We start from the raw sequence: 19713 nt of genomic DNA, 5'->3' as shown, positions 1-19713 counted from the left end.
GTGCGCTTGACAGAACGAATGACTTGTTCTTTTGTTTCCATTAAAGAACATATGTCCTAGGGAGAGATATCGACGATGGCCGCGATCCAGCCGCAGCCGCCTCTGGGCGCGCCCGCCGCCGGCCTGTCACTGGCCGAGGCCCTCGATTTCCGGCAAAGGGCCGGCAAGCCCGTCCGTGTCGGCCTGATCGGCGCCGGCCAGATGGGCACCGACATCGTCGTCCAGATTTCCCAAATGGCCGGCATGGAGATCGCCGCCGTCGCCGATCTCGCGCCGGATCGCGTTGCCGAGGCCGCCGCGCTCGCGGGGCGCAAGGGCGACGTCGACAATGTCGCCGACGATGCCGGGCTGGATGCCGCCCGTCGCAAGGGTCGCATCGCCGCCACGACCTCGCTCGACCTGATCTGCCGCTCGGCCCATGTCGACGTCATCATCGACGCCACCGGCAACCCCGAGGCCGGATCGCGCGTCGCGCTGACCGTGATCGCCGCGCGCAAGCATATCGTGATGATGAATGTCGAGGCCGACATCACGATCGGCTCCTATCTCGCGGTGGAGGCGGCCAAGGCCGGGGTCGTCTACACGCTCGGCGCCGGCGACGAGCCCGCCGCCACGATGGAATTGATCAATTTCGTCCGCGCGATGGGCTATCCGGTCGTCGCCGCCGGCAAGGGCAAGAACAACCCCTTCCGCATTGATGCGGCGCCGTCGGATTATGTCGCGGAAGCCACCCGCCGGAACATGAACCCGCGCATGCTGGTCGAGTTCGTCGACGGCTCGAAGACGATGGTCGAGATGGTCGCCATCGCCAATGCCTGCGGCTTCATTCCCGACATCCCCGGCATGCACGGCCCCGCCGCGCCGAAGGACGACTTGCAGAACTATTTCTGCCCGAAGGAGGAAGGCGGCCTGCTCTCGCAAAAGGGCGTGGTCGATTTCTCGGTGGCCAAGGGCGTCGCGCCCGGCGTCTTCGCGATCGCGGAGATGCGCCATCCCCGCGTCCGTGAGCGGATGAGCGACCTGCACCTCGGCCCCGGCCCCTATTATTCCTTCTTCCGGCCCTATCACCTGACGAGCCTGGAAGTGCCGCTCTCGGCCGCCGCCGCCGTCATCTTCAACCAGAGCCATATGCGCCCGCTGCCGGTGCCGACCTCCGAGGTCGGCTGCCTCGCCAAGCGCGATCTCGCCGCCGGCGAGACGCTCGATGCCATCGGCGAATACGGCTATCGCGGCTTCGCCCTTTCCCGCACCGATGCCCAGGCCCGCAAGGCCCTGCCGATCGGCCTCGCCCAGGGTGCGACCATGACGCGGCCCGTCCGCAAGGGCGAGCTGATCACCCTGGCCGACGCCGTCCCCGACGAGCGGCTGAAGATCGTCGAGGTGCGCCGCGCCCAGGACGCGATGGTCGCCGCGCTGACCTCCGGAGACGCCGCATGAGCGCGCGCAAGACGGACGAAGCCGCGGGCGCCGGCCTGAAGCCCAACCAGCGGCCGGAGCTCGCCGCGCTCGACGACGAGACGGTCGCACGGGCGTTGACCCGGATGCATCTGATCCGCAAGTTCGAGGAGGCGGCCGAGGCGAGCTACATGCGCGGGCTGATCCACGGCACGATGCATCTCTCGATCGGCCAGGAGGCGAGCGCCGTGGGGGCGACGCTGCCGCTGGAAGCCCACGACTACATCCTCTCGACCCATCGCGGCCATGGCCATTGCATCGCGCGCGGCGCCGAGCCGAAGCTGATGTTCGCCGAGTTCTTCGGCAAGGAGGCCGGCTACTGCAGGGGCCGCGGCGGCTCGATGCACATCGCCGATGTCGACGGCGGCAATCTCGGCGCCAACGGCATCGTCGGCGGCGGCCTGCCGATCGCGGTCGGCGTCGGCATGAGCGTCAAGGCGCAGAAGAACGGCCGCGTCTGCATGGTCTTCTTCGGCGACGGCGCCTCCAATGAGGGCTCCTTCCACGAGGCGCTGAACATGGCCTCGATCTGGAAGCTGCCGGTCGTCTTCGTCTGCGAGAACAACAAGTACGGCATGTCGATGGACATCGGCCGCGCCATGGCCGTGCCGAACGTCGCCGACCGGGCGGGCGCCTACGGCATGCCGGGCCACTGCCTCGACGGCAACGACCTCGCCGGCGTCGCGGCCGTCGCGAAGATGGCGATCGCGCGTGCCCGCTCCGGCGAAGGCCCCTCGCTGATCGAATGCAAGACCTATCGCTGGCGTGGCCATTCCAAGAGCGACCGCAATCTCTACCGCTCCAAGGAGGAGATCGAGGAATGGCGCAATCAGGACCCGATCCGGCGGCTCGAGGACGAGCTCAAGGCGCATGACCGCTTCGATGCGGCCACGCTGATGAAGCTGGAGGAGGACGCCCAACGCGACATCGACGCCGCCGTCGAATTCGCCCGCGCCTGCCCGGACCCCGATCCGAGAGACCTGACCCGTGACGTCTATGCCATCTGACACGCTCGAAGCCGCGACCGAGATGCGCGAGCTGTCCTATGCCGAGGCGGTGCGCGAGGCGCTCGGCCAGGCGATGGAGGCCGACGAGCGCGTCTTCCTGTTCGGCGAGGATGTCGGCGTCTATGGCGGCGCCTTCGGCGTCTCGGGCGACCTCGTCCACCGCTTCGGCAAGGACCGGGTGATCGACACCCCGATCAGCGAGCTCGGCATCGCGGGCGCAGCGGTCGGCGCGGCGATCACCGGCATGCGGCCGGTGCTGGAAATCCAGTTCTCGGATTTCGTCACGCTCGCGATGGAGCAGCTCGTCAACCAGGCCGCCAAGATCCGCTTCATGTTCGGCGGCAAGGCGAGCGTGCCGATGGTCGTGCGCCTGCCCGGCGGCTCGGGCACCGGCGCCGCCGCCCAGCACAGCCAGAGCCTCGAAGCCTGGTTCGCCCATGTCCCGGGCCTCAAGGTGCTGCAGCCGAGCACGCCGCACGACGCCAAGGGCATGCTGCTCGCGGCGATCGACGACCCCAATCCGGTGCTGATCTTCGAGCACAAGCTGCTCTACAAGACCAAGGGCCATGTCCCGGCCGAGGCCTATCGCGTCCCGATCGGCAAGGCCGCGATCCGCCGCGAGGGAACGGACCTCACCATCGTCGGCTCCTCGATCATGGCGCGCAAGGCGGAGGCCGCGGCCGAACGCCTCGCCGCGGACGGCATCTCGGCCGAGGTCATCGACCTGCGCTCGATCCGCCCGATCGACTTCGCCACCATCGCCGAGAGCGTGCGCAAGACGCACCGCCTCATGGTCGTCTACGAGGGCGTCAAGATCATGGGCATCGGCGCCGAGATCTCGGCGATGATCGCCGAGAGCGAGGTCTTCGATTTCCTCGACGCGCCGATCATCCGGCTCGGCGGCGCCGATGCGCCGATCCCCTACAATCCGGTGCTGGAGAAGGCGGCCGTCCCGCAGGAGGACGACATCGTCGCCGCCGCCGCCAATCTCGTCCGCCGCGGGGAAGCCTGATGCCGGTCGAGGTCATCCTTCCCAAGGTCGACATGGACATGGAGACGGGCACGATCGAGGCCTGGCACGTCAGGGAGGGCGACCTCGTCCGCCAGGGCGACACCATCTTCGAGATCGGCACCAACAAGGCCGTCATGGAGGTCGAGGCCCCCGCCAGCGGCGCGATCCGCAACATCAAGGCCGAGACCGGCGTGCCGATCTCGGTCGGAACACCCGTTGCGTGGATTTATCTCGACGGCGAGGCTGCCGCCATACCGTCCGAGCCGGCAGCCGCCGCCGCTTCCGTGGCGGCTGCCGCGCCTCTTTCAAAAGCGGATGCGCCGGCCGCCCCGGTGATCGCGGCATCGCCCACCTCGTCGGGCCTGCGCGCGACCCCGCTCGCCCGCCGCATCGCCCGCCAGAACGCCCTCGACCTCAAGGCCGTGACCGGCGCCGGACCGCGCGGGCGCATCGGCGAAGCGGATGTCAGGCGCCATCTGGAGCAGCGCCTGCACTGTGCGGCGGCGCAGCAGGCGCATCCGTCACCGCCCGCGCCCATGAATGCTGCCGAAGGACGCCTGCGGCCCTTCTCCGCCATCCGCCGCATCGTCGCGAACCGGCTCTCCGAGAGCATGCGCACCGCCCCGCATTTCTATCTGACATCCGAGATCGAGATGAGCGCCGCGCGCGACCTGCTCGACCGCCTCGCCAGGCGTCACGAGCGCATCGGCGCTCCCAGGCCCAGCCTGACTGTGCTGATCGCCCGCTTCGCCGCCCGCATCCTGCGCGACCACCCGGTCATCAACGCCTCCGCCGAGGGCGAGGCGACGCGCTTCCACGAACGCATCGATATCGGCATCGCCATGGAGCGCGACGGCGACCTCGTCGTGCCGGTGCTGCGCGACGCCGGCGCCATGGACATGCCGGCCATGACCCGTGAGTTCGCCCGATTGCGCGATGGCATGGCCAGGCGCACGCTGACCCCGGCGGAACTCGGCGGCGGCACCTTCACCATCTCCAATCTCGGCATGTACGGCGTCGATTCGTTCACCGCGATCATCAACCCGCCGCAAGGCGCGATTCTCGCGGTCGGCCGGACGATCGACAAACCAGTCGGCCGCGACGGCCAGGTCGTTCTCCGGCCGATGGCGAATTTCACCCTGTCCTCGGACCACAGGATCGTGGACGGCGTCGCGGCGGCCCGCTTCATGGCGGATCTGCGTGAGGCGCTCGAAAACCCGGAGGTGCTTCTGTGATCGAAAATCATGCGCCTCCGGGCAGCGCGGCAAGTTGCAGGCTATAGACAACCAAAATGCGAGATCGACCGCCGCAACCGGCGCAAAGGTCGACGGCGAACAACGGAGGAGACGAAGACATGATCCAGACCAAGCGCAAATTCATGATGGCTGCCGCCCTTGGCGCATTGCTCATCGCGGGCCCGGCCTTTTCGCAGACGCCATCGGGCAAGCTCGTGCTCTACACCTCGCAGCCCGAAAAGGACGCCGCCCAGACCATCGCCGCCTTCAGGAAGGCCTATCCGGACATCCAGGTCGACATCTTCCGCTCCGGCACGACCGAGGTGATGGGGAAGCTCGCGGCCGAGATCTCGGCCGGCCAGCCCGGCGCAGACGTGCTGCTGATCGCCGATGCCGCGAGCATGGAGATCCTGAAGGGCCAGAAACAGCTTCTGGCCTATCCCGAAGCCAAGACCGATGGCCTGCAGCCCGGCTCGTTCGACGCCGACAAGACCTATTTCGGCTCGAAGCTGATCACCACCGGGATCGCCTACAACACCGGCGCCAAGGAAAGGCCGACCTCCTGGAGCGATCTCGACAAGCCTGCTTACAGGGGCCAGATCTCGATGCCGAGCCCGCTCTATTCCGGCGCGGCGGCGATCATGCTCTCGACCATGACGGCGCGTCCCGATCTCGGCTGGAAGCTGTTCGAGGGTCTGAAGGCCAATGAAGCCGTCGCCGTGCGCGGAAATGGCGCCGTCCTGAAATCCGTCGCCACCGGCGAGAAGGCCTATGGCGTCCTTGTCGACTTCATGGCCTACAACGCCAAGAAACAGGGTTCGCCGATCGAGTTCGTCTTCCCGAAGGAGGGCGCGCCGGCCGTGACCGAGCCGGTCGCCATCGTGAAGACCACCAAGAACGAGGCGGCCGCCAAGGCCTTCGTCGACTTCATCCTCTCCGATGACGGCCAGAAGCTCGCGCTCGCCATGGGCTATATCCCCGCCAAGCCCGGCATCGGCTCGCCCGCCTGGCTGCCGGAAGGCACGAAGATCAACGTCATGGCCTCCGACATCGCGGCCGTGGTCAAGGCGACCGAGGCCGACAAGGCTCGCTTCGCCACGATGTTCGGCAACTGAGGCGAGGGCGGGGTGCGCATGTCCCTCGCCGACCCCGCGACGCTGCGCACGCGCGTCGAGGAGACGGGCCTCCTCTGGGGGCTCGTCGGTCTCGTCACGCTGCTCTCGCTGTTGCCGATCGGGCGCCTGGTCATCGAGGGGCTGGCTCCCGGCGGCCAGCTCTCGGCGACGGCGGTCGGCAAGGCGCTCGCCAGCCAGGCGACCTGGACGGCGACAGCCAACAGCCTGGTCACGGCGATCGCCGGCACGGTGCTGGCCGTGCTGATCGGCGCCACGGTCGCGCTGCTGGCGACGCTGACCGACATCCGCGCCCGCAACGCCTTCACCTTCTGCTTCGTCCTGCCGCTGATGATCGCGCCGCAGGTCACGGCTCTCGCCTGGCTGCAGCTCTTCGGGCCATCGAGCACGCTGCTCAAGCTGATCGGCATGGCGCCGCCGCTCGGCAGCCGCAATCCGCTCTATTCGCGCGAGGGCATCATCTTGCTGCTCGGCCTGCAATACGCGCCGCTGGTCTTCCTGACCCTGCGCGCCGGCCTGCGCGCCCTGCCCAAGGAGCTGATCGAGGCGGGCCTCTCCGCCGGCGCCAGTCCGATGACCGTGCTGCGCACCGTCGTATTGCCCCTGATGACGCCGCCGCTCGTCGCCGGCATCGCGCTCTGCTTCGTCTCCAGCCTCGGCAATTTCGGTATTCCCGCCTTCCTCGGCATTCCCGGCGGCTTCCTGGTGCTGCCGACGCTGATCTATCAGCGGCTCGCCGGCCTCGGCCCCGGCGTTCTGTCCGAGGTCGCCATCCTGTCGCTGCTGATCGGCGTCATCGCGATGGCCGGCATCCTGCTGCAGGATTTCATGATGCGCCGGCGCGATTTCCGTATCACCACCACCTCGAGCGCCATCCGCCCGTTCGAGCTCGGTCGCTGGCGGATGCCGGTGGAGATCCTGCTTTGGACCTTCGCCGTCTTCGTGCTGGCGCTGCCTTTCCTCGGCCTGATCTCGACCTCGCTGATCCCGGCCTTCGGCGTTCCGCTCAACGCGGCGACGGCGACATTCGGCAACTATGCCTATGTGCTGTTCGAGCACGCCGGCTCCAAGCGCGCCTTCGTCAACAGCTTCATGATGTCGGCGGGCGCCGCGGTCCTGATCGTGCTGATCTGCGTCCCGCTCGGCTATTTCATCGTCTGGAAGAAATCGCGGCTTCTGCGCCTGCTCAACCTCGCGGCGGAGCTGCCCTACGCCATGCCGGGCGTCGTGCTCGCCATCGCGGCGATCCTGCTCTTCCTCAAGCCGCTGCCATTGTTCGGCGTCTCGCTCTACAACACCGTCTGGATCATCGTCTTCGCCTATCTCGCGCGCTTCCTCGTGCTCGGCCTGCGTCCGGTCATCGGCGGCTATCTCCAGATCGACCGCACGTTGGAGGAGGCCGCCCAGATCGCGGGCGCCGGCCTGCCGCGCCGTCTCGTCACGATCATCTTTCCGCTGGTCGCCCCGGCCGCCGTCGCGGGCGCGCTGCTGGTCTTCCTCACCGCCTTCAACGAGTTGACGGTCTCGGCCCTGCTCTGGTCGTCAGGCGCGGAGACGCTCGGCGTCGTCGTCTTCTCGTTCGAGCAGGGCGGCGATTCGACCTATGCCTCGGCCCTCGCGGCCATCACCGTCGTCGTCACCGTCGGCCTGATGGCCTCGACCATCCTCTTCGCGAAGAGATTGCCACAGGGAGTCCTGCCGTGGCGCGACTGACCATCGATCGGGCGCGAAAGCGCTTCGGCTCCTTTCTTGCTCTCGACGACGTCGCGATCGACGTCGAAGACGGCGAATTCCTCGCCGTGCTCGGCCCTTCCGGCTGCGGCAAGACCACGCTGCTGCGCCAGATCGCCGGCTTCGACAAGCTCGACGGAGGCCAGATCCGCATCGGCGACCGCGTCGTCTCCTCGGCCGAGACCCATATCCCGCCGGAGCACCGCAAGGTGGGCATCGTCTTCCAGTCATATGCGCTTTGGCCGCACATGACGGTGGCGGAGAACGTCGCCTACGGGCTCACGGTCGCCGGCGTGCGCGATCCGGAACGGGCCCGGCGCGTGGGCGCGGCGCTCGATCTCGTCGGCCTGAAGGGCTTTTCCGAGCGCCGGCCCGGCCTGCTCTCCGGCGGCCAGCGCCAGCGCGTCGCGCTCGCTCGCTGCCTCGTCACCGAGCCTTCGCTGGTGCTGCTCGACGAGCCGCTCGCCAATCTCGACGTCCATCTGCGCGCCTCGATGGAGGAGGAGTTCTCGCGCTTCCACGAGCGCACCGGCACCACCATGATCTACATCACCCACGACCAGGCCGAGGCCATGGCGCTGGCCGATCGCATCGCCGTGATGGATCGCGGCCGGCTGCTCCAGCTCGCCACGCCCTCGCTGCTCTATCGCGAGCCCGCCGACACCACGGTCGCCGGCTTCATCGGCGAAGGCATGGTGCTGCCGGCCACGATCCTGTCCGCGCCGCAGGCAGGGCGCTGCAAGGTCGGCGTACTCGGCCTGGAGGCGATCGTGCGCTGCCGGCCGGATCAGCCGGTGACCAATCAGGCGAAGCTCTGCCTGCGCGCCCGAGACATCGGAATCATCGCGAATGGGCAGGATGGCCTCGCGGCCATGGTTGAACGCCTGTCCTATCAGGGCGGCTTTTTCCGCATCGAGGCTCGCTCCGTCGCCAATCGGGACCTCGTCCTGCGCCTCGACGCGGCCGAGCCTGCCCCCGCCCAGGCTGGCGAAGCGATCAGCATCGGCATTAGCGACGGTTGGATCATCCCGGAGAGCGTCTCCGTGGGCAAGGCCGCATGAGACTGAAGGTCCATGGCGGAATCGGCGAAAAGGGCCGGACCTGCGTCGGCATCGAGCATGACGGGACGCGGCTCCTTCTCGATGTCGGCGTCGATACCAGCGCGCACGGGGCCGCCTACTATCCGGCGATAACGCGGTCCGAGCTCGAGCGCGTCGAAGCGATCATCGTGACCCACGCCCATGAGGACCACGTCGCGGCGCTCGGCTGGTGCGTCGCCAACGGCTTTTCCGGCCGCATCATGATGACCGCCGAATCCGCTGCCGAGACGGACGCGACTCTCGCCGCCTACGCGAAGCCGAAGGAGCGGGCGCTCGCGCGAAATGCTTCCGTCGAGACGATAACGCCCGGCGCCGATTTCGCCATCGGCCCGATCACGATCCGCACCGGCCGCAGCGGCCATGTCGTCGGCGGCGTCTGGTGCCATCTGAATGCAGGCGGCCGAAGCCTCGGCTATTGCGGCGATGTCGTGCCCGATAGCCCTGTCTTCGCCATGGACGCGCTCCCGCCTTGCGACCTGCTGCTGGTCGATGCCTCCTACGGCCCCGACCTCATCCCCGCCGCGGAGCGTGGCGCCGCCATCAAACGCTGGCTCGCGGCCCACCCGCAAGGCGCCGTCCTGCCGACACCGCTCTCCGGCCGCTCCGTCGAGTTGATCGGGCTGATCGACACGCCGATCGCGATCCATTTCGGGATGCGCGAAGCGCTGGCCCAGCAGATCGCCGCCTCGACCTGGCTGAAGCCCGGCGCAGCCGACACGCTGTCGGCTCGCTTCGCGGAAGCGCTGCTTTGGGAGGAAGGACAGGCGCTGCCGCCAGCGGCCCTGCTCGTCGATGACGGCATGGGCCTCGCCGGCCCCTCCAGGGCCGCGCTCGCGCAGGCCCGCCGCGAACGTCGCCCTGTCCTGCTGACCGGCGGCATTCCAAAGGGCAGCCCGGCTGATCTCATGCTGGCCGCAGGCGAGGCCGAGTGGCTGCGCTTTCCGACCCATCCGACCTTGTTGGAGAATATCGGGCTGGCGGCGGCGAGCGGCGCCGGTCGCGTCCTCGCGCATTCCTGCGATGCCGTGACCGCTGCCTCAATGGCCAACGATATCCCCGGACTGGTTGCCGGCCTGAAACCCGGCGACGCCATCGAGATCTGATCATGCGCATCCTCATCGCCAACGACGACGGCATCCACGCGCCCGGCATCGCCCTGCTGCGCAAAGCCGCCGCCCGCGTCGCCTCCGATATCTGGGTCGTCGCGCCCGAGCGGAAATGGACGGCAGCGAGCCATCACCTCTCCTTCGACAGGGAATTGACGCTCAGCCGGCGCGAGAAACAGGTCTATGCGCTGAACGGCACGCCGGCTGATTGCGTCGTCGCGGCCATGACCGTGATCTTCCGCGATGGCCGCACGCCGGACCTCGTGCTCTCCGGCGTCAATGACGGGCGCAATGCCGCCGAGGATGCCGCCTATTCCGGCACGCTCTCGATCGCCCGCGAGGCGAGCTTCTGGAACCTTCCCGCCATCGGCTTCTCCCGAACAAAGGGCGGGACCTCGGAAGAACGGGACGTCGCGGCGCTTTCCGCGCTCATCGAGAACCTGTGGCGCGCGCGCGCGCGATGGAGCCGCGAAGGTACGTTCCTGAGCGTCAACTTGCCGAAGGAACTGCCGGCGGAAGCCGGCCTCGCCAGCATCGGCCGCGACAAGATTGCGGGTGCGGCTGATGTCGTCTCGGAGGACAACGAGAAGATCGTCTGGCGCATCCGGCGTGGCCGCCCCCACGACAGCCGGCCGGGCGACGAGAACAGCCTGATCGATTCGGGCCGCATCGCCATCGTCCGTCATTGCTGGAGCGACGGCGCGCCGCTCGATGCCCGTGTTGTCGACGAACTGAACAATGCGTTGAAACGGCACGAAGGCTGAGCTTCCGCTCGGCCCCGGGATCGTCGATGAGGACCAGGCATCGCTTCGTCGCTGAAAACCGGAACTCTTCCCAGCCGGAGGCTTGACGCCCGCTGGCGACTTTTCGCGGCGGCGGCTTCTCCGCGCGAATGCCAAGGCGGCCATCCGGCGCGGGCGAGCCGGCTCGCTCTCCAGGCGCGCTGCCGTTTGCGACGTTGCGACAGAGCTATTTCCATGTCCCGATCGACACGAAACGCAGCCGCGAGCAGGCTCCACTCGCCGATCGTCGTGGCGAGCGGGGAGATCGCGCAACTGGCGGACGCCTGCAAGACGGCCAAGGGAGGCTCTCGCGACCTGTCGGGACGACCGTCCTGACAGAAGCGTGGAGAGGATCCTTGGTGACGAGGCCGGCCCAGACCTCCTTCTTCCCGACGACGGGAAGCAGGACCCGGGGGACGCGCTTGCGAAGGTCGTAGACGCCGGAATTTCCACGCTTCTGCCGGCGGGACATCGAAAGCACCATGTGTAGCGCCTCCGTCTGGCAGGGCAGAAGTCGCCAAACCCTTGAACTCAAGGGGCCTCCAGGTGTTTCGAGGAGATGGGCTGGTGCTGCGAGAGAGGATTGAACTCTCGACCTCTCCATTACCAATGGAGTGCTCTACCACTGAGCTACCGCAGCAGGACCGTCCGGCAGATGGCGCTGGCGTCGCGCGGGGCGATGCGGGCGCCGGCCGCGTTCCGAAGCGGCGTCCTGATGCCACAAGCCCCGTGCGGACGCAACCTGTTACCCGCGGTGTTGCCGCGCGGCCCTGTCCGAACTCTCGACCGCTCCATCGCCAATCGAGCGGTCTGGTTCCGCCCGCGCCTCTCAATCCGGCAGCAGCAGGCGCTCGTCGATGCGGAAGAGCCTTCCGTCGCCGAGGATGTGGGCGCTCAGGCCCTCGCTGAAGAGCGGGCGGAAGGCGCGGTCGCGCAGGTTCAGCCCGCCGGCATAGGCGCCCATCGCCGGCATCACGCAGCGCCTGGCCGAGAGCGCGAAGCAGCGTCGGCGCAGCGCCCGGCCGCGCATCCTGACCTTGGCGGCCGGATGGAGATGGCCGGCGATCTCGTAGCCACGCGCCGCTGGATCGGGCTCGTGGCGCAGCGCGACGCCGGCGATCTCCATCGCGTCGGCTGCATCCCCGCCGAGCGACGGGGCGATCTCGGGATCGTGGTTGCCGGTGATCCAGAGCCAGTCGCGGCCGCTCTGCAGGGCGCGCAAGGTCTCGCGGCAGGTGAAATCGAGCCGCGCCTGTCCGCCGCGATCGTGAAAGCTGTCGCCGAGCGCGATCACGCGGGCCGGCCGGTGGCGCAGGATCGCCGCCGCCAGGACGGCCAGCGTCGCCGCCGAATCATAGGGCGGCAGGAAGACGCCGCGCGCCGCATAGGCCGAGCCCTTCTCAAGATGCAGGTCGGCGACGATCAGCGTGCGCTCGTCGGGCAGCCAGAGCGCGCCCGAGAGGTCGGGCACGAGCGCGAGCCGGCCGAGCATGAAAGCGGCCTGCGTCCCCGTCGTGCCTCGCGCCAGTGCCGTCACGCCATCGCCTCTTCCACCAGCATCGCCTCGGCCTCGGCCAGGATCTCGTCGGCGGCCTCGCCATAGACCGCCTCGCGGCCGATCTCCAGCATCACCGAGACGCCGAGCGGCGAAACCCGCTCCAGCGGCTGATGGCTGATTCGCCCGCTGATTCGTGTCAGCATCTGGCCCAGCCGCCGGATGTCGAGCAAGCCCGTCGCGGCGTCCTGGCGTGCGGCCTTGAGCAGCACATGGTCCGGTTCGTGCCGGCGCAGCACGTCGTAGACCAGGTCGGTCGACATGGTCATCTGCCGCCGGTTCTTCTCCTGCCCGGGGAAATTGCGCTCGGTCAGCCCGGCGATGATGGCGCAGTAGCGGAAGGTGCGCTTCATCAGCGCCGATTCCGCCAGCCACGCCTCGAGGTCGTCGCCGAGCATGTCCTGCGCGAAGAGATCGTCGAGGCTCAAGGCGCCCCGCGCGATCGCGGCCGACATGTCGCCGAGCGTCCAGCAGGCGATGCCGTAATCGTTGCAGACGAAGCCGAGCGGGCGCATCCGGGCCCGCTCCAGCCGCCGCGTCAGCAGCATGCCGAGCGTCTGGTGGGCGAGGCGGCCCTCGAAGGGGTAGGCGACGAGGTAGAAGCGCCCGCCGCGCGGAAAGGTCTCGACCAGCAACTCGCCGGGCTTCGGCAGACGCGATTTCAGGCGCTGGGCATGGAGCCAGGACGAGACCTCGTCGGGCAGCGTCTTCCACTCGTCAGGGTTCGCCAGCATGGCGCGGACGCGGGCGGCGAGGAATGTCGAGAGCGGGAACTTGCCCCCGGCATAGGAGGGGATCTTCGGGTCGGTGCCCGGCGTGGCGCGCGAGCAGATCGCCTCAACCCCGCTGATGCCCTCGAAGCGCAGCACCTCGCCGGCGAAGATGAAGGTGTCGCCGGGCGTCATCGTCTCGCCGAAATACTCCTCGATCTCGCCGAGCACGCGCCCGCCCGTCATCGCCCGCGAGGGCTGGCCGGGCTTGCCGCCGCGCGTCCGGCCGAGGCGGACCTTCAGCATGGTCGATTCGACGATGGTGCCGACATTCATGCGGTACTGCTGGATGACGCGGGCGTTGCTGGCGCGCCAGAGCCCGGCCTTGTCCTGCCGCAGCTTGGCGAAGCGCTCATAGCCGCGCAGCGCATAGCCGCCGGTCGCGACGAAGCTCACGACCGCGTCGAAATCGGCGCGCTCCAGCCCGGAATAGGGCGAGGCGGTGCGGACCTCCTCGTAGAGCGCCTCGGTCTCGAAGCCGTCCGAGCAGGCGACGCCGAGGACATGCTGGGCCAGCACGTCGAGCCCGCCGAGCCGGGGCTCCGGCGTATCCTGCGCCGCCTCGATCACGGCCTCCAGCGCGGCGCGGCACTCCAGCAGCTCGAAGCGGTTGGACGGCACCAGCAGCGCCTGCGAGGGCTCGTCCATGCGGTGATTGGAGCGTCCGATCCGCTGCATCAGCCGGCTTGCGCCCTTGGGCGCGCCGATATTGACGACGAGATCGACATCGCCCCAGTCGATGCCGAGATCGAGCGTCGCGGTGCAGACGACGGCTTTCAGTCTGCCCGCCGCCATCGCCGCCTCGACCTTGCGGCGCTGGCCGGCATCGAGCGAGCCGTGATGCAGCGCGATCGCCAGGTTGTCCTCGTTGATCGCCCACAGCGCCTGGAAGGCGAACTCGGCCTGCATCCGCGTGTTGACGAAGACGAGCGTCAGCTTGTGGTCCTGGATCGCCTTGTAGATGTCGGCCATGGCGTGGCCGGTGGTGTGGCCGGCCAGAGGCAGGTGACGCTTGCTGTCGAGGATGCCGATCCGGGCCTTCGCCCCGCCCGCGACGGTGACGAGACCGGCCGGCGTCTCCGCCCCGCCGAGGAAGCGCTGCAGGTCGGCGGGTTCGCGCACCGTCGCCGACAGTCCGACCGCGCTGACCTGTGGGGCGAGCGTGCGCAGCCGCGCGAGACCGAGCGATAGCAGGTCGCCGCGCTTGGAGGTGACGAGAGCGTGCAGCTCGTCCAGCACGATCCGCCGCAGTGAGGCGAAGAACGGTTTCGCGTCGCGATGCGAGACCAGCAGCGCGAGCTGCTCCGGCGTCGTCAGCAGGATGTCGGGCGGGCGCGCCATCTGGCGGGCGCGCTTGGCGGCCGAGGTGTCGCCGGTGCGGGTCTCGACCTTGATGGGCAGTCCCATCTCGGCGATCGGCATCTCCAGATTGCGGGCGATGTCGACGGCGAGCGCCTTCAGCGGCGAGACGTAGAGCGTGTGCAGGCCCGCGCGCCCGGCTCCGGGCGCCGCCTGCCGCACGGTCAGCTCGACCAGCGAGGGCAGGAAGCCTGCCAGCGTCTTGCCCGCTCCGGTCGGCGCGACCAGCAGCGTCGAGCGCCCGGCCCGGGCCTCCTCCAGCAGCGCGAGCTGGTGCGGCCGCGCGCTCCAGCCGCGGCTGGCGAACCAGTCGGAGAAGGCGGCGGGGAGGGTCGAGGGACGGGCGGAGGAGGGGTTCATCTCCGCAAGAGATAGGACTGCCGCCGCTCCGGGGAAATGCCCGGCCGCGCGATGCCTCAACCCGGCCGGCGCCAGGCCTCGACCGCCGAAATCGCCACGATCGGCAGGAAGAACGCCCAGGAGCGGTGTGCGCCGCGCGAGGCGACGAGCGCCGTCATGCCGCCGATCGCGAACACGACCGCCACCGGCCAGAGGAAAACCGGCGCCATCTGCCGTCGCGGCCCGTGCCCGAAAGCGTCGACCGCTTCGTCGCGAATGCGTTCTGGTCCGCGATCAGGGCCGATGGGCTATCCGGCTAGGACCGGCTTGCGACAACGATCAGCCCAGGCACGGCCACCCCGCGGTCCTCGCGCGTGCTGGCTTTCTCGATCAGCATCGGCCGCAACCCGGCCGCCGCCAGCCGTTCGCGCAGCCAGCCCTCGGCATGGGCGAAGCGGCGGTCGGCTCCCACCACGACGCCTTCGCCTTCATGGCTCTGCACCGTGAAGGCCAGCAAACCGCCCGGCTTCAGCACGCGCCGGCTCTGGGCGAAGGCCGGCCCGAGCTCGCCGAGATAGACGAAGACATCGGCCGCGATCACGAGGTCGGCCGATGCGTCGGGCCGGCTGGAGAGGAAGCTCGTCAGGCCCGCCACGGCGAGCTTGTCGTAGAGCGGCCGGTCGTCGGGGCCGCGCTTGGCCCGCGCCCGCTCGATCATGCGCGGCGACAGATCGCAGCCGGCGAGGAAGCCGGTCTCCGGCCTGATCGCCTCGCCCATCAGCCCGGTGCCGCAGCCGAGATCATGCACGGTCTCGAACCGTCTCCCTCCCCCCGCTTGCGGTGGGGAGGGCCGGGGTGGGGAGGAGAGGCCAGGCCGGCACGCTGATGCCGCCGTCGAACCTCTTCCTGAACGCCCCCCCATACCCAGCCCTTCCCCACCGCAAGCGGGGGGAAGGGGACGCGCACGCCGCAGCGCGTCCATCAAAAGCGCCGGCGCGTTGTAGTGCAGCGCCTCGACCAGATGGCTGTCGAAGCGGTCGGCGTAACCGTCGAACAGCACGCCCGAGAAAGTCTCCGAGGTCGCCTGCTCGGCCGGCAGCGCGCCGATGCGGGCGAGGTCGAGACGCGCCCCGAAATGGTCGTTCGGGTCGAGCGTCAGGCATTGCCGCCAGGCGGTCGCGGCCTCCTCGTTGTGGCCGAGCGCCTCCCGCGCCTGCCCGTAGAGATGCCAGGCGGCGGTGAAGCCGTAGGCCTCGGCCAGCGTCTGGTCGAGGATCTCGACGCAGGCCGCCGCGTCGCCATCCTTCAGCGCCGCTTGCGCCCAGGCATGGCGCCGATCGAGATTCACGTCCCCCGAACTGGCGGAATGCGTGCTGCTGCCCTTTCCTGTCATGCCGGCCGGTCTATCTGAGATGGATGACAGTGACCAGACACGGGGTGGGCAAGGCCGGGGGCGGCAAGGTTGCGAGCGCCAGGGCCTTCCGCCCTTCGGAACTGCTGACCCCGACGCCGGCCGGACTCTATTGCCCGCCGGCCGATATCCATATCGACCCGGTGCGGCCCGTGCCGCGCGCGCTGATCACCCACGGCCATTCCGACCATGCCCGCGCCGGCCATGGCGCGGTGCTGGCGACGCGCGAGACGCTGGCGATCATGGCGTTGCGCTATGGCGAGGGTTTCACCGGCGAGCGGCAGGAGGCCGTGCCGGGCGAGACGACGCGGATCGGCGAGGTCGATTTCAGCTTCGTGCCGGCCGGCCACGTCCTCGGTTCGGCCCAGATCGTGGTCGAGGCGCGCGGCCTGCGCATCGTCGTCTCGGGCGACTACAAGCGCGAGCGCGACCCGACCTGCGCCGGCTTCGACATCGTGCCCTGCGACATCTTCATCACCGAGGCGACCTTCGGCCTGCCGGTGTTCCGCCATCCGCCGGCCCATGCCGAGGTCGCCAAGCTGCTCGAATCGGTCAGGCTCTTTCCGGAGCGCACGCATATCGTCGGGGCCTATTCGCTCGGCAAGGCGCAGCGCGTCATGGCCCTGATCCGCGAGGCCGGCTACGAGCGGTCGATCCATGTCCATGGCGCGATGGAGAAGCTGACCGACTTCTACCTCTCGGAGGGCGCGAAGCTCGGCGAGATCAGGAAGGTCGTCGCGGCCGAGCGGAAGAGCCTCGGCGGCGAGATCGTGATCTGCCCGCCGAGCGCGATCCAGGATCTGTGGGCGCGCAAGTTCCCAGATCCCGTCACGAGCTTCGCCTCGGGCTGGATGCGGGTCAGGGCCCGCGCCCGTCAGAAGGGCGTCGAGCTGCCGCTGATCATTTCCGACCATGCCGACTGGGACGATCTCCAGGCGACGATCCGCGAGACTGGCGCCGGCGAGATCTGGGTCACCCATGGCGAGGCCGAGGCGCTGGTGCACTGGTGCGGCGCGATCGGCCTCAAGGCCAGGCCGCTGCACCTCGTCGGCTATGGCGACGAGGGCGAGGCGGAGCCTGCCGGGGAGGGCGTCGATGCCGTCGCGGTCTGAGCCGATGTCAGCGGGTCTGCGCGATGGTGGCGCGCGAGGGCGCGGTCATGCCGACGAGCGACAGCGCCATGTCGCGGGCGAGGCAGTCATAGCCGGCATCGCTCATGTGGAAGCTGTCGCCGGCCAGCGCGGCCTTGAAAGCCTCCGCGTCGCTGCGATGCCATTCGCGCATGGTGTCGTAGCGGCTGAACACCGGCACGGACTCCGCCCGCGCGATCTCGGCGATCGCCTCGACATAGTCGCGGTAGCGCTCGGGCTCGCGGATGCCGGGGAAATATTGAGGGTCGAGGATGGCGAGGCCCGGGCCCGCCTGCTTCACGCTGGCGATGCCGTCCGCGATCAGGGCGCGGAAGGCGGCGATATCGCGGCCCTGGACGGCGTCGTTGGTGCCGACCTGCCAGATCACGAGGTCGTAGCGCCGCGCGGTCAGCGCCTGCTTCAGGCGGATCAGCGTCTGCGGCGCGGTCTCGCCGCCGATGCCGGCATTGACGATCTCGACCGACGATCTGGACCAGCTCTTCGCGAGCAGAGCCTGCAGCCGCGCCGGATAGGTCTTGTCCCTGGCGCTCGCGCCGACGCCTTCGGTCGAGGACGAGCCGATCGCGAGGATCGTGAGCGGGCGGCCCTGGGCGAGCGGCGCCGCCAGCGTGGACAGAGCGAGATTGGAATTGACGATCGGCGTCTCGCGGCAGGCGAAACCGGCTGCCTGGACGGCTCCCGTGAACATCAGCGCTGCCAAGGAAACTGCGAAGAGATTCAAGACCGTGAACCGCAAGGCAGCGCGCATCGGGATCGTTCTCCTGGAGACGGTTCAGCGGTTAATGTTTTCTTCATGAACGGCAACTGAACGATGCGGTGCAGCATAAGAAAAAAGACTGACCAGTCCGTGCAGCCGCGCGGGGCCGCGTCGTGAACCGCTTCGCATGGTTGCTGGATCGTCTCGCCTACGAGCCGCGCCGCAACGCCAAGCTCGCGCTGATCGCGGATTATCTGCGCACGACGCCCGATCCCGATCGCGGGCTGGCGCTGGCGGCGATGACCGGCGGGCTCGTCTTCCGCAACGCCAAGGCCGGGCTGATCCGGGCGCTGATCGCCGAGCGCGCCGACCCGGTGCTGTTCGCGCTGTCCTACGACTATGTCGGCGACCTGTCGGAGACGGTCGCGCTGATGTGGCCTGCGCGGCACGGGGCCAACGACGTTCCCCATCTGCCCGATGTCGTCGACGGCCTGCGCTCGGTCGGCAAGACCGAACTGCCGCGCCTCGTCGCGTCCTGGCTCGACGCGCTCGACGAGACCGGGCGCTGGGCGCTGCTCAAGCTGATCACGGGCTCGCTCCGCATCGGCGTCTCGGCCCGCCTCGCCAAGACGGCCGCCGCCAGCCTGGGCGGCATCCCGGCCGACGAGGTCGAGCAGGTCTGGCACGGGCTGGAGCCGCCCTATGCCGAACTCTTCGCCTGGCTTGAGGGCAGGGGACCGCGGTCGGAGGCGACCGACCCCGCGCCGTTCCGCCCCGTCATGCTCTCGCACCCGCTCGAGGACGGCGATTTCGACAAGCTCGCGCCGGCCGATTTCAGCGCCGAATGGAAATGGGACGGCATCCGCGTCCAGGCGGTCAGCGGCACGCGCGCCGACGGCACGCGCCTGACCCGGCTCTATTCCCGCACGGGCGAGGACATCGCCGGGGCCTTTCCGGACCTCGTCGAGGCGCTGACGCTGGACGGGGCGCTCGACGGCGAATTGCTGGTGATGCGCGATGCGGCCGTGCAGAGCTTCAACACGCTGCAGCAGCGGCTGAACCGCAAGACGGTGACGCCGAAGATGGTCAGTGAGTTTCCGGCCCATATCCGGGTCTACGACCTGCTGGTCGACGGCGATGAGGACATCCGCCACCTGCCGCTGACCGCGCGCCGGAAGCGGCTGGAAAATTTTCTGTCGCGCCTCGCCAGCATCCGTTTCGACCTGTCGCCGGAAATCCCCTTCGCCTCATGGGAGGATCTCGCCGCGGCGCGCGCCGACCCCGTCTCGGCCGGAGCCGGCGGCGACGCCGAGGCCGTCGAGGGCTGCATGGTCAAGCGCCGCGACTCGCCCTATCTGCCCGGCCGGCCGAAGGGCCACTGGTGGAAGTGGAAGCGCGAGGCCAGGCTCGTCGACTGCGTGCTGATGTATGCCCAGCGCGGCCACGGCAAGCGCTCCTCCTTCTATTCCGACTACACCTTCGGCGTGTGGAGGGTGGGGGAGGAGGGCGCGGACGAACTCGTCCCTGTCGGAAAGGCCTATTTCGGCTTCACCGACGAGGAGCTGATCGAGCTCGACCGCTATGTCCGCAAGCATACGCTCAACCGCTTCGGCCCCGTGCGCGAGGTGACGCATAACGCGCGCAGCGGACTTGTCCTAGAGGTCGCCTTCGAGGGTTTGCAGCGCTCGACGAGGCACAAATCCGGGCTCGCCATGCGCTTCCCCCGCATCAGCCGCATCCGCTGGGACAAGCCGCCGGCCGAGGCCGACCGCATCGAGGCGCTGGAACAGCTCCTGCCGGCGGCGGGTTGAGGCAGTGGCGTTCGCTGATCCCAATCAAACCCTCATCCTGAGGAGCGCCCGCGGGGCGC

The 19713-nt window shown here is 69.0% G+C and carries 17 protein-coding genes and 1 tRNA gene; 11 read left to right on the top strand and 7 right to left on the bottom strand.

The features are described from left to right. Positions 1-75 precede the first annotated feature (75 nt). From AC1RRW_RS05905 to surE, 9 genes are all read left to right on the top strand, one after another. A complete protein-coding gene (locus tag AC1RRW_RS05905; RefSeq protein ID WP_492899651.1) occupies positions 76-1437 on the top strand; it encodes an NAD(P)H-dependent oxidoreductase in 1362 nt (453 codons plus the stop codon). Then, entirely contained in the window at positions 1434-2462 is a 1029-nt protein-coding gene (locus AC1RRW_RS05900; protein WP_492899650.1) for a thiamine pyrophosphate-dependent dehydrogenase E1 component subunit alpha, read from the top strand. Before AC1RRW_RS05905 ends, AC1RRW_RS05900 begins: the two co-directional genes overlap by 4 nt. After that, complete coding sequence (locus AC1RRW_RS05895; protein WP_492899648.1) at positions 2452-3474, top strand: alpha-ketoacid dehydrogenase subunit beta; 1023 nt, start codon at positions 2452-2454, stop codon at positions 3472-3474. Before AC1RRW_RS05900 ends, AC1RRW_RS05895 begins: the two co-directional genes overlap by 11 nt. Then, on the top strand, positions 3474-4709 hold the full coding sequence (locus AC1RRW_RS05890; RefSeq protein ID WP_492899646.1) for a dihydrolipoamide acetyltransferase family protein: 1236 nt from the start codon (positions 3474-3476) through the stop codon (positions 4707-4709). Before AC1RRW_RS05895 ends, AC1RRW_RS05890 begins: the two co-directional genes overlap by 1 nt. A gap of 119 nt (positions 4710-4828) precedes the next feature. Then, a complete protein-coding gene (locus tag AC1RRW_RS05885) occupies positions 4829-5824 on the top strand; it encodes an ABC transporter substrate-binding protein (protein ID WP_492899644.1) in 996 nt (331 codons plus the stop codon). An 18-nt stretch (positions 5825-5842) separates the two neighbouring features. Then, the gene (locus AC1RRW_RS05880) at positions 5843-7555 is read left to right on the top strand and encodes an ABC transporter permease (protein ID WP_492899643.1); all 1713 of its coding nucleotides are present in this window, start codon (positions 5843-5845) and stop codon (positions 7553-7555) included. Next, positions 7543-8634, top strand: a complete 1092-nt coding sequence (locus AC1RRW_RS05875) for an ABC transporter ATP-binding protein (RefSeq protein WP_492899642.1) — start codon at positions 7543-7545, stop codon at positions 8632-8634. The genes AC1RRW_RS05880 and AC1RRW_RS05875 overlap by 13 nt, the downstream gene beginning before the upstream one ends. Then, positions 8631-9776 carry an MBL fold metallo-hydrolase gene (locus AC1RRW_RS05870; protein ID WP_492899640.1) on the top strand — a complete coding sequence of 382 codons (1146 nt, stop codon included), beginning with the start codon at positions 8631-8633 and terminating at the stop codon, positions 9774-9776. Before AC1RRW_RS05875 ends, AC1RRW_RS05870 begins: the two co-directional genes overlap by 4 nt. Positions 9777-9778: 2 nt before the next feature. After that, positions 9779-10543 (top strand): 5'/3'-nucleotidase SurE, encoded by a 765-nt coding sequence (gene surE / locus AC1RRW_RS05865; protein ID WP_492899639.1) that lies wholly within the window; start codon positions 9779-9781, stop codon positions 10541-10543. Between the two features lie 205 nt (positions 10544-10748). On the opposite strand, the gene AC1RRW_RS05860 is transcribed toward surE, so the two are convergent. From AC1RRW_RS05860 to AC1RRW_RS05835, 6 genes are all read right to left on the bottom strand, one after another. Next, a complete protein-coding gene (locus tag AC1RRW_RS05860; RefSeq protein WP_492899845.1) occupies positions 10749-11033 on the bottom strand; it encodes a DUF6538 domain-containing protein in 285 nt (94 codons plus the stop codon). A gap of 93 nt (positions 11034-11126) precedes the next feature. After that, a tRNA-Thr gene (locus AC1RRW_RS05855) sits at positions 11127-11201 on the bottom strand. A gap of 189 nt (positions 11202-11390) precedes the next feature. After that, the gene (gene pdeM, locus AC1RRW_RS05850; protein WP_492899844.1) at positions 11391-12053 is read right to left on the bottom strand and encodes a ligase-associated DNA damage response endonuclease PdeM; all 663 of its coding nucleotides are present in this window, start codon (positions 12051-12053) and stop codon (positions 11391-11393) included. A gap of 41 nt (positions 12054-12094) precedes the next feature. Then, a complete protein-coding gene (locus AC1RRW_RS05845; RefSeq protein ID WP_492899637.1) occupies positions 12095-14605 on the bottom strand; it encodes a ligase-associated DNA damage response DEXH box helicase in 2511 nt (836 codons plus the stop codon). 56 nt (positions 14606-14661) lie between these two features. Then, on the bottom strand, positions 14662-14814 hold the full coding sequence (locus AC1RRW_RS05840) for a hypothetical protein (protein ID WP_492899635.1): 153 nt from the start codon (positions 14812-14814) through the stop codon (positions 14662-14664). Between the two features lie 86 nt (positions 14815-14900). After that, complete coding sequence (locus AC1RRW_RS05835; protein WP_492899633.1) at positions 14901-15977, bottom strand: class I SAM-dependent DNA methyltransferase; 1077 nt, start codon at positions 15975-15977, stop codon at positions 14901-14903. A 29-nt stretch (positions 15978-16006) separates the two neighbouring features. Between AC1RRW_RS05835 and AC1RRW_RS05830 the strand changes: the two genes are divergently transcribed. Then, positions 16007-17107, top strand: a complete 1101-nt coding sequence (locus AC1RRW_RS05830) for a ligase-associated DNA damage response exonuclease (protein ID WP_492899632.1) — start codon at positions 16007-16009, stop codon at positions 17105-17107. 7 nt (positions 17108-17114) lie between these two features. Here the strand turns inward: AC1RRW_RS05830 and AC1RRW_RS05825 are convergent, their stop codons facing one another. Continuing rightward, positions 17115-17834 carry an SGNH/GDSL hydrolase family protein gene (locus tag AC1RRW_RS05825; protein WP_492899630.1) on the bottom strand — a complete coding sequence of 240 codons (720 nt, stop codon included), beginning with the start codon at positions 17832-17834 and terminating at the stop codon, positions 17115-17117. Positions 17835-18016: 182 nt separating this feature from the next. On the opposite strand from AC1RRW_RS05825, the gene AC1RRW_RS05820 reads away from it, so the two are divergent. After that, positions 18017-19654 carry a cisplatin damage response ATP-dependent DNA ligase gene (locus AC1RRW_RS05820; RefSeq protein WP_492899628.1) on the top strand — a complete coding sequence of 546 codons (1638 nt, stop codon included), beginning with the start codon at positions 18017-18019 and terminating at the stop codon, positions 19652-19654. The last annotated feature ends 59 nt before the right edge of the window (positions 19655-19713 follow it).

Source organism: Allobosea sp. GW821-FHT12C12, from assembly GCF_058807355.1.
This window is presented reverse-complemented; position numbering and strand designations above follow the sequence as displayed.

Bases quoted from the DNA above. Each gene is read 5' to 3' on its own strand.
- AC1RRW_RS05905 (WP_492899651.1), top strand. From the start codon at position 76: ATGGCCGCGATCCAGCCGCAGCCGCCTCTGGGCGCGCCCGCCGCCGGC.
- AC1RRW_RS05900 (WP_492899650.1), top strand. From the start codon at position 1,434: ATGAGCGCGCGCAAGACGGACGAAGCCGCGGGCGCCGGCCTGAAGCCC.
- AC1RRW_RS05895 (WP_492899648.1), top strand. From the start codon at position 2,452: ATGCCATCTGACACGCTCGAAGCCGCGACCGAGATGCGCGAGCTGTCC.
- AC1RRW_RS05890 (WP_492899646.1), top strand. From the start codon at position 3,474: ATGCCGGTCGAGGTCATCCTTCCCAAGGTCGACATGGACATGGAGACG.
- AC1RRW_RS05885 (WP_492899644.1), top strand. From the start codon at position 4,829: ATGATCCAGACCAAGCGCAAATTCATGATGGCTGCCGCCCTTGGCGCA.
- AC1RRW_RS05880 (WP_492899643.1), top strand. From the start codon at position 5,843: ATGTCCCTCGCCGACCCCGCGACGCTGCGCACGCGCGTCGAGGAGACG.
- AC1RRW_RS05870 (WP_492899640.1), top strand. From the start codon at position 8,631: ATGAGACTGAAGGTCCATGGCGGAATCGGCGAAAAGGGCCGGACCTGC.
- surE (WP_492899639.1), top strand. From the start codon at position 9,779: ATGCGCATCCTCATCGCCAACGACGACGGCATCCACGCGCCCGGCATC.
- AC1RRW_RS05860 (WP_492899845.1), bottom strand. From the start codon at position 11,033: ATGTCCCGCCGGCAGAAGCGTGGAAATTCCGGCGTCTACGACCTTCGC.
- pdeM (WP_492899844.1), bottom strand. From the start codon at position 12,053: ATGCTCGGCCGGCTCGCGCTCGTGCCCGACCTCTCGGGCGCGCTCTGG.
- AC1RRW_RS05845 (WP_492899637.1), bottom strand. From the start codon at position 14,605: ATGAACCCCTCCTCCGCCCGTCCCTCGACCCTCCCCGCCGCCTTCTCC.
- AC1RRW_RS05840 (WP_492899635.1), bottom strand. From the start codon at position 14,814: ATGGCGCCGGTTTTCCTCTGGCCGGTGGCGGTCGTGTTCGCGATCGGC.
- AC1RRW_RS05835 (WP_492899633.1), bottom strand. From the start codon at position 15,977: ATGACAGGAAAGGGCAGCAGCACGCATTCCGCCAGTTCGGGGGACGTG.
- AC1RRW_RS05825 (WP_492899630.1), bottom strand. From the start codon at position 17,834: ATGTTCACGGGAGCCGTCCAGGCAGCCGGTTTCGCCTGCCGCGAGACG.